The sequence below is a fragment of the Sinorhizobium medicae genome, assembly GCF_007827695.1.
In the GTDB taxonomy this organism is placed as follows: domain Bacteria; phylum Pseudomonadota; class Alphaproteobacteria; order Rhizobiales; family Rhizobiaceae; genus Sinorhizobium; species Sinorhizobium medicae.
Genome location: NZ_VITA01000001.1, coordinates 437,461 through 452,497, shown reverse-complemented (window position 1 = coordinate 452,497; position 15,037 = coordinate 437,461). Strand labels below are relative to the sequence as shown.

Sequence of the window (15,037 nt, the reverse complement as noted above, 5' to 3'; positions counted from 1 at the left end):
ATGGCTACGATCGAAAGCATTGTCCCGGCACCGGAAGAACGGCGTGACCGCCACACGAAGGAAGCGAGACCGGTCATCGACGCCCGCCGGGTCGCCGTGAGCTTCAAGGACGAAAACGGTACGGTCGAGGCGGTGAAGGACGTCTCCTTCCAGCTCTATCGCGGAGAGACCGTGGCGATTGTCGGCGAATCCGGTTCCGGCAAGTCGGTGACGGCGCGCACCGTCATGGGACTCTTGTCGAAACGCGCTACGATCGCGCCGCAAGCGCGGATCGAATATGATGGCAAGGACGTGCTGAAATTTTCGAAGAGAGAACGCCGGGCGTTGCGCGGCGATCGCATTTCAATGATCTTTCAGGAGCCGATGAGCTCGTTGAACCCGGTCTATACGATCGGCAGTCAGATCGTCGAGGCGATCCGCGCCCATCGGCGCGTCGGCCGCCGCGCTGCTGCGGAGCGGGCGCTGGAGCTCTTGCGCCACGTGCAGATCCCGGACCCGGAAGCGCGCCTGAACCAATACCCGCATCAGCTTTCCGGCGGTCAGCGCCAGCGTGTGATGATTGCCATGGCACTTGCCAACGATCCGGACGTGCTGATCGCCGACGAGCCGACGACGGCGCTCGACGTCACCGTGCAGGCGCAGATTCTCAATCTCATCCGCAAGCTGCAGCAGGAACTCGGCATGGCGGTGATTTTGATCACCCATGACCTGACGGTGGTTCGCCAGTTTTCCGATTATGTCTATGTCATGCAGCTTGGAGAGGTGAAGGAACACAACACGACGGAAGCGCTCTTTGTCGATCCGCAGCACGCTTATACGCGCCGGCTGCTTGCCTCAGAGCCGTCCGGCTCCGCCAATCCGCTGCCCGCCGACGCGCCGATCATGCTCGACGGCAGAAACGTCCGCGTCTCCTTCACCTTGAAGAAGGGCGGGTTTTTCAGGCCGGAATACAAGGAGCTCATCGCGGTGGACGGCCTCAGCCTCAATCTGCGCCGGCACGAGACGCTCGGGCTGGTCGGAGAGTCCGGTTCCGGCAAAACCACCTTCGGTCAGGCGCTGATCCGGTTGATCAACACCGATGGCGGCGAAGTCTATTTCGAGGGCGAACCGATCCACGACAAAAACCGCAAGGCGATGCGGCCGCTTCGCTCGAAGATCCAGATCGTCTTTCAGGATCCTTTTTCCTCACTCAACCCCCGTATGTCGGTCGGCCAGATCATCGAGGAAGGGCTGATCGTCAACGGCATTGGCGAAAGCCGCAAGGACAGGCTGAAGCGCGTCGAGGACGCGCTCGTCAGCGCCGGCATGCCCGCCAATATCCTGTCGCGCTTCCCGCACGAGTTCTCCGGCGGCCAGCGCCAGCGCATCGCGATCGCGCGCGCCATCGCGCTCGAGCCGGAATTCATTCTGCTCGACGAGCCGACCTCGGCGCTCGACCTGTCGGTGCAGGCGCAGATCATCGAGCTCCTGCGCCGGCTGCAGGACGAGCGGGGCCTGAGCTACCTCTTCATCTCCCATGACCTGAAAGTTGTGCGGGCGCTCTGCCACCGCGTGGCGGTCATGCAGAACGGCAAGATCGTCGAAGAGGGGCCCGTAAGCGAAATTCTCAACAGACCCAAGACTGCCTACACGGAGCGGCTGGTAAAGGCCGCCTTCGAAGTGGCTGCGTGAATTCGAACAGAGGCTATTCCCAGAGGCTATTCCATGACGAGACAACCCAGGATCACTTTCATCGGCGCCGGTTCCACCGTGTTCATGAAGAACATTATCGGCGATATCTTGCAGCGCCCGGCGCTTTCGGCCGCGACCATCGCCTTGATGGACGTCAACCCGGAGCGCCTGGCGGAAAGCGAGATCGTCGCGGGCAAGCTGGCGCGCACGCTGGGCGCCGGCGCCAGGATCGAGACGCACTCCGACCAGCGCAAGGCGCTCACGGGAGCGGACTTCGTCGTGGTTGCCTTCCAGATCGGCGGCTACGAGCCATGCACCGTGACAGATTTCGAGGTGCCGAAAAAATACGGACTGCGCCAGACGATCGCCGACACGCTCGGCGTCGGCGGCATCATGCGGGGGTTGCGCACCGTCCCGCATCTCTGGAAGATCTGCGAGGACATGCTCGAGGTCTGCCCCGAGGCGATCCTCCTGCAATATGTAAACCCGATGGCGATCAACACCTGGGCGATCGCCGAGAGGTATCCGGCCATCAAGCAGGTGGGCCTCTGCCACTCCGTGCAGGGCACGGCCTATGAACTCGCCCGCGATCTCGAGATACCGCTCGAGGAGATCCGCTATCGCGCCGCCGGCATCAACCACATGGCCTTCTATCTGAAATTCGAGCACCGTCAGAAGGACGGCAGCTATCGTGATCTCTATCCGGACCTTATCCGCGGCTACCGCGAGGGGCGCTTTCCGAAGCCGAGCCATTGGAACCCGCGCTGCCCAAACAAGGTACGTTACGAAATGCTGACGCGGCTCGGCTATTTCGTCACCGAAAGCTCGGAGCATTTCGCCGAGTACACGCCCTATTTCATCAAGGAGGGGCGCCCCGATCTGATCGAAAAATTCGGGATTCCGCTCGACGAGTATCCGAAGCGTTGCATCGAGCAGATCGAGCGCTGGAAGGGCCAGGCGGCCGCCTTCAAGGAGGCGGAGACGATGGAAGTCGCAGAGAGCCGCGAATATGCCTCCTCGATCATGAACTCGGTCTGGACCGGCGAGCCCTCGGTGATTTACGGCAACCTCAGAAACAATGGCTGCATCACCTCGCTGCCGGAAAACTGCGCGGCGGAGATGCCGTGTCTCGTCGATCAGTCGGGTATTCAGCCGACCCATATCGGCGCGCTGCCGCCGCAACTCACGGCGTTGATCCGCACCAACATCAACGTACAGGAGTTGACGGTTCAGGCGCTCGTCACTGAAAACCGGGAGCATCTCTACCATGCGGCAATGATGGATCCGCATACCGCCGCCGAGCTCGACCTCGACCAGATCTGGTCCCTTGTCGACGATCTGCTCACTGCGCACCGCGACTGGATCCCGGAATGGGCCGGCGTCGCGCAGAAGGTAGCGGCCGCCTGACTTCTTCTCCCGGTCAGGCGACCGGAACGGCCCCGGAACCGAACGGTCCCGGGGCCGTCACGTTTCTATAGCCTTTTCCATTAGGAAAGGTCTAGGCCTAGGACCGGGCGCAAGCCTGTAGTCCAATAGACGTGGTCTGGGCGATGTGGGACAGCCAACATACGGAGCGCAAGCAGCAGACGCCAGTCATGTGTTGCGACAGTTACGCGCTTTCCGAAACTGGTCTTAGCGGCTTCAAGCCTGCTTTCGCCAATGCCTGACTCAAAGGCGGTAACCCCATAATAAGGAAGCATTTATGATGACCGATTCCGTAACATCCTGATCCGCGCGACTGTAGGAGGCATCGCTCTAAGTGCCGTCGCATTGTCCGGCGCGATGGCCGACGAGGCAAAGGAGCAGGCACAGGCCGGGTTTGTAAAGCGTGGGACGCTCTCGGCGATATCGCAGCAGGCATTGGCCTGGTGGTCGGTTCTTCGAAAGCGTTGACATGCGTTTTCGAGGCCGACGGACAGAAGTCGCCGCATAGATATAGCGGCACGATCGACAAGCTGGGTCTTGATATCGGCGTAACGGCGGAAAGCCGCGTCGTGTGGCAGGTTTATGCGAAGCCGAAAACCAAGCTCAAGGGTGCTCTTGCCAGCACCTATTCCGGGCTTTCTGCCGAATTCGCAGCGGGCCTGGGTCTGGGCGCGAAATCCCTGGTCGGCTCGGAAAAGGAAATCGCGCTGCAGCCGGTGAAGATCGACGGGCAAACCGGCCTGAACGTTGCCGTTGGAATCGCCAGCGTGAAGTTGACGATGGTGAAGTAATCGGCACGAAGCCACTGCCCCAATTGGCCTCCGCGTTTGCGAACACTGCAACAGGTTCGAGGCAGTTAACGACAGCGCCGCGCGTCTTATCAGACGCGCGGCGCTGTCGTGTTTTGATTGTTCGCGCGTTTTGTTCTTGAATGGCCTGCAGTTAAAGGAAACATGCAGGGAATTGGACAAGAGACGGTGGTGGAATGCAGGCGCAGGGCGACAACTCGGCAAAGGCGGGCTCAAAGGCCATCCGGGAAATTCTGGATGAAGTGCCCCTCCGAGCCGCGAGCTTCATCGTCACCATCTATGGGGACGTGGTCGAGCCGCGCGGCGGCGCGATTTGGATCGGCAACCTGATCGAGATCTGCGCCGGTGTCGGAATCAGCGAAACGCTTGTGAGAACCGCCGTATCCCGCCTCGTTGCAGCCGGGCGGCTTGCCGGAGAGCGGGAGGGACGGCGCAGCTTTTACCGCCTCACCGATGCCGCGCGTACGGAGTTCGCCGGCGCCGCGCGGGTTATTTTCGGCCTTCCGGAGGAGGCGAGCTGGCACTTCGTGCAGCTGATGGGTTCATCGGCCGAGGACCGGATGCTGATGCTCGAACGATCCGGCCATGCGCGCCTGAGCCCTCGGCTTGCAATCGGCGTGCGGCCTTTCCCGACCGCGATCATGCCCGCGCTGGTCTTCAGAGCGGAGATTGCCGAAGGTGCGGAAGAGTTGAAGGCGTTCGCCTCGGCCTCGTGGGATCTCGCACCCCATGCAGAGGCGTACCGGCGATTTCTCGGCTCCTTTCAATCGCTTGCAGCACCTGCCGATGCTGGGTCGATGACACCTGCGGACTGTCTTACCGCGCGCCTCCTGCTGGTGCATCAGTTCCGCTTTGTGGCGCTGCGCGATCCGCGCCTGCCTGCCGAAACCCTCCCGGAAGGCTGGCCGGGTGACGAGGCCCGCCGGCTGTTCGCCAGGCTCTACCTCAATCTTTCTCATCCGGCTGACCTGCATGCGGCGCAGCACTTCGTTGCGGCTTCGGGGCCGCTGGCAGCCTCCACGGGAGCGACCGAGGAACGGTTTCGGATGCTGCGGAGGGAAGGTGTTCCCGCGAGCGGCTGTAAATCCGTTTGACCTATTGCTGTGGCATCCCCCGGCATTTAATGTCACAAAAAACCGTGATTCAGTCGTTGAACTGTGACATGTCCTGCGCTAGATTCAAGAAGGGTCTGTATCGGGCCTGCCGGTCACGCGTTCGAAGGAGTTGCATACAAGCGTCGTCATCATTCACGGGCGCGTCCAGCGGAGGAAGAGGCCATGTATGCTCAAATGGTGAAGACGGACGCCCCCCGCATCAAAAGCCGGAGCGAGATGGATCCTCGTGAGCGCGCTTTCCAGGAGCGGATCGATGCGGGTCAGAAGATCGAGCCGAAGGAATGGATGCCCGAAGGCTACCGCAGGACGCTTATTCGCCAGATCAGCCAGCACGCCCATTCCGAGATCGTCGGCCAGCTTCCGGAAGGCAACTGGATCACCCGGGCGCCGACGCTCGAGCGCAAGGCGATCCTGCTTGCCAAGGTGCAGGACGAAGCGGGTCACGGTCTCTATCTCTACTGCGCTGCCGAGACATTGGGCGTGAGCCGAGATGCCCTTTACGACCAGCTTCACTCCGGCAAGGCCAAGTATTCCTCGATCTTCAATTATCCGACGCTCACCTGGGCGGATATCGGCGCCATTGGTTGGCTCGTCGATGGTGCGGCGATCATGAACCAGGTGCCGCTGCAGCGCTGTTCCTACGGCCCCTATGCGCGGGCGATGGTCCGCATCTGCAAGGAGGAAAGCTTCCATCAGCGCCAGGGCTACGACATCCTGATGAAGATGGTGAAGGGCACAACTGCGCAGAAAGCCATGGTGCAGGACGCACTGGACCGCTGGTGGTGGCCGTCGCTGATGATGTTCGGCCCGTCCGACGACGCTTCGGTGCATTCGGCGCAGTCGATGGCCTGGAAAATCAAGCAGAATTCCAATGACGAACTCCGACAGAAATTCGTCGATCAGACCGTGCCGCAGGCGGAGTATCTAGGCCTCACCGTGCCTGATCCGGATCTGACGTGGAACGAGGAAAAGGGCGGCTACGATTTCGGCGAGCCGGACTGGAACGAGTTTTTCGAGGTGATCGCCGGCAACGGTCCTTGCAATGCCGAGCGCCTCGGGGCGCGCCGGCAGGCCTGGGACGACGGCGCCTGGTTTCGGGACGGCCTGACGGCACATGCCGAAAAAGCCACGGCACGCCGTGCGCGGTCTGTTGCAGCCGAGTAGAATTCGGGAGCGAACACATGTCCAGCGAATGGCCCCTCTGGGAGGTCTTCATCCGCGGTCAGCACGGCCTCAATCATCGCCATGTCGGCAGTCTGCATGCACCGGACGCGGAAATGGCGATCAACAATGCCCGCGACGTCTATGTCAGGCGGAACGAGGGCGTCAGCATCTGGGTGGTGCGTTCAATCGACATAGCGGCAAGCTCACCCTCTGAAAAAGGACCGCTGTTCGAGCCTTCGAACGCAAAGGTCTACCGCCATCCGACCTTCTTCGACATTCCTGATGAGGTGGGGCACATGTGATGGCTCAGACGATTGCGATGGAGGCGGCCGTCGATCGGGCCGCGCTGTTCGAGTTTCTTCTCGGCATGGGCGACAATACGCTCGTTCTCGGCCATCGCCTTTCCGAATGGTGCGGCCATGCCCCGGCACTCGAGGAGGACATCGCGCTCGCCAATACGGCGCTCGACCTCATCGGCCAGACGCAGCTCTGGCTTGGCCTCGCAGGCGAGGTCGAGGGCAACGGCCGCAATGCGGACGAACTTGCCTTTCTCCGGGATGCGCGCGAATTCCGTAACCTTTTGCTTGCGGAGCGGCCGAACGGGGATTACGGCAGGACGCTGATGCGCCAGTTCCTGTTCGACGCATGGCACTATCTTGCGCTGAAAGGCCTCCGCGCTTCCTCCGACCCCCGCATTGCCGCGATCGCCGAGAAAACCTCGAAGGAGGTGGCCTATCACCTCGAACGCAGCCGTGATCTCGTGATCCGCCTTGGCGACGGCACGGCGGAAAGCCATGCCCGGATGAAAAAGGCGCTGGACGAGCTCTGGTCCTATACCGGTGAGATGTTCGTGAACGAGGCGCACGACGCCGCCCTTGCGGCTGCCGGCTTGGCACCGGAGCCGGAAAGCCTAAAGCCCGAATGGAATACGCTCGTCGCAGAAACACTCTGCGCGGCGACGCTCGGAAAACCGCAGGACGGCTATATGCACAGGGGCGGAAAGCGCGGCCTCCATACGGAGCACCTCGGCTATGTGCTCGCCGAGATGCAGTTCCTGCAGCGCGCCTATCCGGGTGCCAGCTGGTAGGAGGCTCATGTGGCAACGGCGCTACGCCCTTCGATCGAAGATGTCTGGAACTGGCTTTCGCACGTGCCGGACCCCGAAATTCCGATCATCTCGGTGACGGATCTCGGCATCATCCGCGACGTCGCCTGGGATCGCGAGGCGCTGGTGGTGACGGTGACGCCCACCTATTCTGGCTGTCCCGCAACTGCGGTCATCAATCAAGACATCGAGCGGGCGTTGAAGGAGAAAGGCATCGAGAATGTCAGGCTCGAGCGCCGGCTCTCACCCGCCTGGACTACCGACTGGATCAGTGCCGAGGGCCGCGAGAAGCTTGGAAACTACGGCATCGCGGCCCCTATAGACGGCACCACCGCCGAAAGCACGCTCATGGAAAGGATCGCAGGCCTTGCCGGTGGCGCGCCCCTGACGGTCCAATGTCCGCGCTGCAATTCCGGGCGGACCGAGAAGATCAGCCAGTTCGGCTCGACGCCCTGCAAGGCGAGCTATCGCTGTCGCGACTGTCTGGAACCTTTCGACTATTTCAAGTGCATCTGAAGGGGTGCCGGGAGACCGTTTGAATGGCACGTTTTCACCCCCTACAAGTCACCGAAGTCCGGCGCGAGACGCGCGATGCGGTCGTCGTCACGCTCGAGCCGCGCGATGAGGACCGCGCCGCTTTCGATTTCACGCAGGGGCAATACCTGACCTTCCGCCGCATATTCGACGGCGAGGAACTGCGCCGTTCCTATTCGATCTGCTCCGGCCTCGGCGAGGGCGCCTTGAGGGTAGGCATCAAACGCGTCGACGGAGGTTGCTTTTCCAACTGGGCGAATGAGGTGCTCAAGCCCGGCGACACGCTTGAAGCGATGCCGCCGATGGGGACTTTCTTCGTGCCTGTCGAACCGGAGGTGTCCAGACACTATCTCGGTTTCGCCGGCGGCAGCGGCATCACGCCGGTGCTTTCGCTCGTCAAAACGGTGCTCGCGCGCGAACCGCGGTCCGCATTCACGCTGGTCTATGCCAATCGCCACTTCAGCTCGATCATGTTTCGCGAGGAACTGGACGACCTCAAGAACCTCTATCTCGGCCGCCTCTCGGTGCTGCATATTCTCGAGAGCGAAGCCCAGGACATCGATCTTTTCAGCGGGCGGCTCGATTTGGAAAAATGCACTGCCCTGTTCCGGCACTGGATCGACGTGAAGTCAGCCGATATCGCCTTCATCTGCGGCCCCGAACCGATGATGCAGGCGGTCGCCGCAACCCTTCGCGCTCACGGTGTGAGCGACAGCCGGATCAGGTTCGAACTGTTCGGTTCGTCCCAGCCTGGCCGCGCCCGCCGAAGGACGGCAAGCCCCGCCGGCACCGATGGAGGGTCGCGCTGCGAAGCGACCGTGACTCTCGACGGAGCCACGCGCAGCTTCACCCTTCCGAAACGGGGGCAGAGCCTCCTCGAAGCGGCGCTCGAAAACAGGATGGATGCACCTTATGCCTGCAAGGCTGGGGTCTGCTCGTCATGCCGCGCAAAGGTGCTCGAAGGCGAGGTGGAAATGGAGAGCAACAACGCGCTCGAGGATTACGAGGTAGAGCAGGGCTATGTGCTGATGTGCCAGTCCTATCCGCTGAGCGATCGCGTCTTCGTCAGCTACGACGAGTGAACGAAACCGGGGAGAGCCGGGGAGGAGCATCCGATGGGTATGGTGACAGACCGGCCACGCAGGCTTGAGAGCTATGTCGCCGGCGTTTGGGTGCGTGGCGACAAGGACGGCGTGACGCTCTGCGATGCGGCGACCGGCGCGCCGGTGGCGCTCGTGGATTCCACCGGTATCGATTTCGCCGCCGCGCTCGCCTATGGCCGCGAGAAGGGCGGACCGGCGCTTCGCCGCATGTCGCTCCACGAGCGGGCGATGATGCTGAAGATGCTCGCCCAGGCCCTGATGGAGCGCAAGGAGGAATTCTATGCGCTCTCCACCGCTACGGGCGCCACGCGTACGGACAGCTGGATCGACATCGAAGGCGGCATCGGCACGCTTTTTTCCTACGCGTCGAAGGCACGGCGGGAGCTGCCGAACAGCCGCGTGCTTCTGGACGGAGACGTCGAGCCTCTCTCGCGCGACGGAACGTTCTCCGCACAGCACATGTTGACGCCGCTTCAGGGCATCGCGGTGCACATCAATGCTTTCAATTTTCCCTGTTGGGGCATGCTCGAGAAATTGGCGCCGACCTTGATCGCAGGCATGCCTGCAATCATAAAGCCTGCGAGCCAGACCGCCTACCTTGCCGAGTTGCTGGTGCGCCGGATCATCGAGACCGGACTGCTTCCGCAAGGCGCGCTCCAGCTCGTCTGCGGCTCGGCCGGCGATCTCCTCGATCATGCCGGCGATCAGGACGTGGTGACCTTTACCGGGTCGTCTGCGACCGGGCGCATGCTTAAGGCCCATCCTGCCATTCTGAAGAATTCGGTGCGGTTCACCATGGAGGCCGATAGTCTCAACGCCGCTGTTCTCGGCCTCGATGCGGCTCCCGGAACGGAGGAGTTCGATCTCTTCGTCCGCGAGGTCTTCCGCGAGATGACGTCGAAGGCAGGACAGAAATGCACGGCGATCCGCCGGGTGATCGTGCCACGCGCCCATTGCGATGCTCTGGTGGCTGCTCTCGGCGAGCGGTTTGCCAGGCTTCCGCTCGGCGCTCCGGCTGACGAAAACGTCCGAATGGGCCCGCTCGCAAGCCTCGGCCAACGCGAGGAGGTGAGGGCGCGCATCCGCGATCTTGCCGCGGAGGCGGAAATCGTTGCCGGCGATCCGACTAGGCCGCAGCTCGTTTCCGGCGATGCGGAGGCGGGCGCCTTCCTCAGTCCGGTGCTTCTCTATTGCGACAGGCCGAGCGCGGCCCGAGCGGTCCACGATATCGAGGCCTTCGGCCCCGTCAGCACCGTCATGCCTTATGAAACGACCGATGACGCAATCGAACTCGTCAGGCGCGGAAAGGGGAGTCTCGTCACCTCCGTCTTCACCAACGATCCCGATACAGCGCAGGAACTGGTGATCGGCATGGCGCCCTTCCATGGCCGTGTGCTGATCGGCAACCGATTGAGCGCGAAGTCCTCCACCGGACACGGCTCGCCCTTGCCGGGTCTCGTCCATGGCGGTCCCGGCCGGGCCGGCGGCGGAGAGGAACTGGGGGGTATGCGGGGCGTCAAACACTACATGCAGCGCACGGCTGTTCAGGGTCCGCCGGGCCTCATATCAGCCGTCATGGGCCGCTGGATAAAAGGTGCGCCGGGGCGGCACGAGAGCGAGCACCCCTTCCGCAAGTCGCTCGCCGAATTGCGGACCGGTGATCAGCTCGTCACCGGGACCCGCGTGGTGACGCTCGAAGATATCGAGCATTTCGCCGATTTCACCGGCGATACCTTCTACGCGCATATGGACGAGGAAGCCGCGCGCGCCAATCCGTTCTTCGACGGGCGGGTCGCCCATGGCTATCTCGTCGTTTCCCTCGCCGCCGGTCTCTTCGTCGATCCCGCCCCGGGGCCGGTGCTCGCAAACTACGGTGTCGACGGGCTGCGCTTTCTTGCGCCCGTCTATCCGGGCGATGCGCTGCAGGTCCGGCTCACCTGCAAGGAGATCAGTCCGCGGATGAACACCGAATATGGCGAGGTGCGCTGGGACTGTTGCGTCACCAACCAGACTGGCGCGACCGTCGCGCAATATGATGTATTGACGATGGTAGCAAAAGCGCGCGGTGAGGAAAAATGATGACGGATCAGGAGACGCGACATCTGGTGATGACCGTTCTGATGACGCCGGACATGGCGAATTTCAGCGGCAAGGTGCATGGCGGTGCGCTTTTGAATCTGCTTGACCGTGTGGCCTTCTCCTGCGCGTCACGCTTTTCCAAGCAATATGCGGTCACCCTCTCCGTCGACCAGGTGATCTTCAAGGAGCCGATCCTTGTCGGCGAACTCGTCACTTTCCGCGCGGCGGTCAATTTTGCCGGGCGGACGTCTATGGAGGTCGGCATAAGGGTCGAGGCGGAAAACATCCGTGCCGGCACCCGACGGCACACCAATTCCTGCTATTTCACCATGGTCGCCGTCGATGAAGCGGGCCGCCCGGTGGCGGTGCCGGAGTACCGTCCGGAGACGGCAACCGAGAAACGCCGCCACCAGGCGGCCGAACTGCGGCGCACGCTGCGCCGCGAATTTGCTCATCGGCTGAAGACCGTCGCGGAAACCGGCCGTGATGTGGTGGATTAGACCAGACGGACGAGCGCCCTTCGATGTAGGCGTATGCGCATGTGGCCCGCCGCGCCCGTCACCGGCCCTTGAACTCCGGTTTGCGCTTGTCGAGGAATGCCGTCACGCCTTCGGCATAATCGGCGCTGCGGCCAGCTTCGCGCTGCAGGTCGCGTTCAAGGTCGAGCTGTTCGTCAAAGGAATGGGTGGCGGCCGCCTGGATGGCGCGCTTGGTCAAGCCGAAACCCCTGGTCGGTCCGGCTGCGAGCCTGGCGGCGAGCGCGAAAGCCTCGTCCATCAGCGCCGCGTCATCGACGGCGCGCCAGATCAGCCCCCAGCTCGCCGCCGTCTCTGCATCAAGCGGTTCGGCCGTCAGCGTCAACGCCTTGGCGCGCGCCTCGCCGACGAGCCGTGGCAGGTTCCAGGTTCCGCCGGAATCAGGTATCAGCCCGATTTTCGCGAAAGCCTGAATGAAGCGTGCGGAGCGGGCGGCAAGCGTGATGTCGCAGGCGAAGGCGATATTGGCGCCTGCGCCCGCCGCAACTCCGTTGACGGCGCAGACGACCGGTTTCTCCAGCGCGCGGATCAGCCTCAGGAGCGGATTGTAGAAGGTCTCGATCGTATGGCCGAGATTCGGCGTACCGCCGCCGTGCGGATCGCGATCGCCAAGATCCTGGCCAGCGGAAAAACCGCGCCCGGCCCCGGTCAGGAGCACGACCCGCACGTCATCGTCCGAATGGGCGCGCTCGAAGCCGGCACGCAGCGCGAGGTGCATCTCCTCGTTGAAGGCGTTAAGCTTGTCCGGTCGGTTGAGCGTCAGGCGCAGAACGCCGGTCTCAAACGCCCACAGAACGGTGTCGGAAGCGGACATGTTTCCTCCTGCACCAGCTGGTTCCCGCCCTTGAAAGCCTTACATGGACCGGCCGGCCGGTCAATCATGGCGCCACGGAGGATGAGCATCATGGCCCTGAACTCGTGCATAGAGGCAGGGTCGCGCTTGCCACCGCCGGCAATCCTCTTCGCCACGTTTTCCGCGCCGAACGGGTGGCCAGACACGCGCCGGAGCTTGCCGGCGTGGGGCCGCGACCGATCCGCTCGGCGGCGGTGATCGGCGGCGGCACCATGGGGACCGGCATAGCCGCGGCGCTTTGTAACGCCGGTCTTCCTCTCGTTATCGTCGAGCGCGACGAGGCGGCGATGGAAGGCGCGCTGGCAAGGCTCCGCGCAATTTTCGACGGCGCGGTAAAACGCCGCCGCATCTCCGCCGGGCTTGCGGCGGAGCGCTTGGCCCGCGTCACAGGCGCGACCGATTACGCAGTGCTCGCCGAGGCGGATCTCATCATCGAGGCCGTCTTCGAGGACCTGGATGTGAAGCGCGATGTCTTTCGAAATGTGGGGGCCGCGTGCCGGCACGACGCCGTTCTCGCGACGAACACGTCTTATCTCGACCCCGAGCGCATCGCCGATGGCATTGCGAGCCCGGAGCGCTTCCTCGGACTGCATTTCTTCAGTCCGGCGCAGGTGATGAAGCTTCTCGAAATCGTCCCCACGGGGGCGACCGCGCCCGAGGCGCTGGCGACCGGTTTCGCGCTGGCACGGATGCTGAACAAAATTCCCGTGCGCGCCGGCATTTCGGACGGGTTCATAGGCAATCGAATCCTGAAGGTAATGCGGAGCCAGGCCGAACGGCTTCTCGTCACCGGCGCCACTCCCTCCGCCGTCGATGCCGCCATGCGCGCTTTCGGTCTGCCGATGGGGCCTTTCGAGGCGCAGGATCTCGGCGGCCTCGATATCGCCGCCTTCCAGCGGCGCGCCGCCCGGGCGCGCGGGCTGCCGGTTTTCGCGCCGGTTGCCGATCGCCTCTGCGCAATCGCGCGCTTCGGCCAGAAGAGTGGCGGCGGCTGGTACGACTACGTGCCTGGCCACCGCACACCGCTGCCTTCCGAGGCAGTTGCACGCCTCATCGAGGAGGAGGCACAGGGTTGGCCGCGCCTTGATTGGGACGAGGCGTCCATCATCGACTGCATTCTCTGGCCGATGGTCAACGAGGCGGCGCGGATCGTCGAGGATGGAACGGCTCTCAGGCCATCCGATATCGACCTCGTCGAGATTCATGGCTATGGCTTTCCGCGCTGGCGGGGCGGTCTGATGCATCATGCGCAGTCCCAGGGTCTCGACCGGATCGTCGCAGCGCTCGGCGCCTTTGCCGAGAAGGGTCTCGCCGATCCCCCTAGCACTCTGCTCGTCCGGGCTGCCGCCCAAGGCCGTTTCTCGGAGGCATTGAGGTAGCGCGCATGGGAACGCGTTTCCGGTCAGGCATTTGACTCGATTGCGGGTCGGGCATTTTGTCCCGGGTAGGCCGCGCCGGGTTGCAGAAGCGCCCCCATTTTCCTAGGAGGACCCCTTTCGGATTCAGAACAGACAGGTCCTGCCTTGATCGAGACGCCCTATTATCTCATCGACAAGTCCAAGCTTATCCGCAACATGGAGAAGATCGCCCATGTGCGCGAGAAGTCCGGCGCCAAGGCTTTGCTGGCTCTCAAGTGTTTTGCCACCTGGTCGGTTTTCGACCTCATGCGTGACTATATGGACGGCACCACGTCTTCCTCGCTCTTCGAAGTGAGGCTCGGCCGCGAGAAGTTCGGCAAGGAAACCCATGCCTACAGCGTCGCTTATGGCGACAACGAGATCGACGAAGTCGTTTTGCATGCCGACAAGATCATCTTCAACTCGATCTCGCAGCTCGAACGCTATGCGGAAAGAGCCGCGGGGATCGCGCGCGGATTGCGCCTCAATCCGCAGGTGAGCTCGTCGAGCTTCGACCTTGCGGATCCGGCGCGTCCCTTCAGCCGGCTTGGCGAATGGGACGTGGCAAAGGTCGAGCGTGTCATGGATCGGATCAACGGGTTCATGATTCATAACAACTGCGAAAATAAGAACTTCGACCTGTTCGATTGCTTGCTTGCGCAAATCGAGGAACGGTTTGGTTCGCTGCTCGAACGCGCCGATTGGGTGAGCCTCGGTGGCGGCATTCACTTCACCGGGGATGATTATCCGGTCGACACCTTCTCGGCGCGGCTCAGAGCGTTTTCGGACCGCTACGACGTTCAGGTTTATCTCGAACCGGGCGAGGCCTCGATCACAAAGAGCACGACGCTCGAAGTGACAGTGCTGGACACGCTCTATAACGGTAGAAATCTCGCCATCGTCGACAGTTCGATCGAAGCGCACATGCTGGACCTGTTGATTTATCGCGAAACCGCCAAGGTTTCGCCGAACGAGGGGCCGCATAGCTACATGATCTGTGGCAAGTCCTGTCTCGCGGGCGATGTCTTTGGCGAGTTCCGCTTTGCCGACGCGTTGAAGGTCGGCGACCGCATCTCGTTTCAGGATGCCGCCGGTTACACGATGGTCAAGAAGAACTGGTTCAACGGCGTGAAGATGCCGGCGATCGCCATCAAGGAACTTGACGGAAGCGTCAGGACCGTCCGCGAATTCACCTACGCGGATTTCGAGAAGAGCCTCTCCTGAGGCTTCAGGTAAAGACGGGTAG

The 15,037-nt window shown here is 62.6% G+C and carries 14 protein-coding genes; 13 read left to right on the top strand and 1 reads right to left on the bottom strand.

The window, feature by feature from the left end:
• From FB009_RS02275 to FB009_RS02225, 11 genes are all read left to right on the top strand, one after another.
• Positions 1 to 1,671 carry an ABC transporter ATP-binding protein gene (locus FB009_RS02275; RefSeq protein WP_145161416.1) on the top strand — a complete coding sequence of 557 codons (1,671 nt, stop codon included), beginning with the start codon at positions 1 to 3 and terminating at the stop codon, positions 1,669 to 1,671.
• 33 nt (positions 1,672 to 1,704) lie between these two features.
• Positions 1,705 to 3,078 (top strand): alpha-glucosidase/alpha-galactosidase, encoded by a 1,374-nt coding sequence (gene melA / locus FB009_RS02270; protein ID WP_024311054.1) that lies wholly within the window; start codon positions 1,705 to 1,707, stop codon positions 3,076 to 3,078.
• 461 nt (positions 3,079 to 3,539) lie between these two features.
• Positions 3,540 to 3,887: a DUF992 domain-containing protein gene (locus FB009_RS02265; protein ID WP_234705472.1), complete on the top strand. Its 348-nt coding sequence runs from the start codon at positions 3,540 to 3,542 to the stop codon at positions 3,885 to 3,887.
• A 194-nt stretch (positions 3,888 to 4,081) separates the two neighbouring features.
• Entirely contained in the window at positions 4,082 to 4,999 is a 918-nt protein-coding gene (paaX, locus tag FB009_RS02260) for a phenylacetic acid degradation operon negative regulatory protein PaaX (protein WP_024311053.1), read from the top strand.
• 183 nt (positions 5,000 to 5,182) lie between these two features.
• On the top strand, positions 5,183 to 6,184 hold the full coding sequence (gene paaA / locus FB009_RS02255; RefSeq protein WP_024311052.1) for a 1,2-phenylacetyl-CoA epoxidase subunit PaaA: 1,002 nt from the start codon (positions 5,183 to 5,185) through the stop codon (positions 6,182 to 6,184).
• Between the two features lie 17 nt (positions 6,185 to 6,201).
• A complete protein-coding gene (gene paaB / locus FB009_RS02250; protein WP_018210058.1) occupies positions 6,202 to 6,486 on the top strand; it encodes a 1,2-phenylacetyl-CoA epoxidase subunit PaaB in 285 nt (94 codons plus the stop codon).
• Positions 6,486 to 7,271, top strand: a complete 786-nt coding sequence (paaC, locus tag FB009_RS02245) for a 1,2-phenylacetyl-CoA epoxidase subunit PaaC (RefSeq protein ID WP_024311051.1) — start codon at positions 6,486 to 6,488, stop codon at positions 7,269 to 7,271. The genes paaB and paaC overlap by 1 nt, the downstream gene beginning before the upstream one ends.
• A gap of 9 nt (positions 7,272 to 7,280) precedes the next feature.
• Positions 7,281 to 7,805, top strand: a complete 525-nt coding sequence (paaD, locus tag FB009_RS02240; protein WP_127580631.1) for a 1,2-phenylacetyl-CoA epoxidase subunit PaaD — start codon at positions 7,281 to 7,283, stop codon at positions 7,803 to 7,805.
• 23 nt (positions 7,806 to 7,828) lie between these two features.
• Positions 7,829 to 8,905 (top strand): 1,2-phenylacetyl-CoA epoxidase subunit PaaE, encoded by a 1,077-nt coding sequence (gene paaE / locus FB009_RS02235; protein WP_145161413.1) that lies wholly within the window; start codon positions 7,829 to 7,831, stop codon positions 8,903 to 8,905.
• Positions 8,906 to 8,938: 33 nt separating this feature from the next.
• Complete coding sequence (gene paaZ, locus FB009_RS02230) at positions 8,939 to 11,005, top strand: phenylacetic acid degradation bifunctional protein PaaZ (RefSeq protein WP_024311049.1); 2,067 nt, start codon at positions 8,939 to 8,941, stop codon at positions 11,003 to 11,005.
• A complete protein-coding gene (locus tag FB009_RS02225) occupies positions 11,005 to 11,505 on the top strand; it encodes an acyl-CoA thioesterase (protein WP_162305094.1) in 501 nt (166 codons plus the stop codon). Before paaZ ends, FB009_RS02225 begins: the two co-directional genes overlap by 1 nt.
• A gap of 58 nt (positions 11,506 to 11,563) precedes the next feature.
• On the opposite strand, the gene paaG is transcribed toward FB009_RS02225, so the two are convergent.
• Positions 11,564 to 12,355 carry a 2-(1,2-epoxy-1,2-dihydrophenyl)acetyl-CoA isomerase PaaG gene (paaG, locus tag FB009_RS02220; RefSeq protein ID WP_024311048.1) on the bottom strand — a complete coding sequence of 264 codons (792 nt, stop codon included), beginning with the start codon at positions 12,353 to 12,355 and terminating at the stop codon, positions 11,564 to 11,566.
• A 104-nt stretch (positions 12,356 to 12,459) separates the two neighbouring features.
• On the opposite strand from paaG, the gene FB009_RS02215 reads away from it, so the two are divergent.
• Positions 12,460 to 13,773 (top strand): 3-hydroxyacyl-CoA dehydrogenase, encoded by a 1,314-nt coding sequence (locus tag FB009_RS02215; protein WP_145161410.1) that lies wholly within the window; start codon positions 12,460 to 12,462, stop codon positions 13,771 to 13,773.
• A gap of 144 nt (positions 13,774 to 13,917) precedes the next feature.
• Positions 13,918 to 15,015 carry a carboxynorspermidine decarboxylase gene (gene nspC / locus FB009_RS02210; RefSeq protein WP_101804687.1) on the top strand — a complete coding sequence of 366 codons (1,098 nt, stop codon included), beginning with the start codon at positions 13,918 to 13,920 and terminating at the stop codon, positions 15,013 to 15,015.
• Positions 15,016 to 15,037 lie beyond the last annotated feature (22 nt).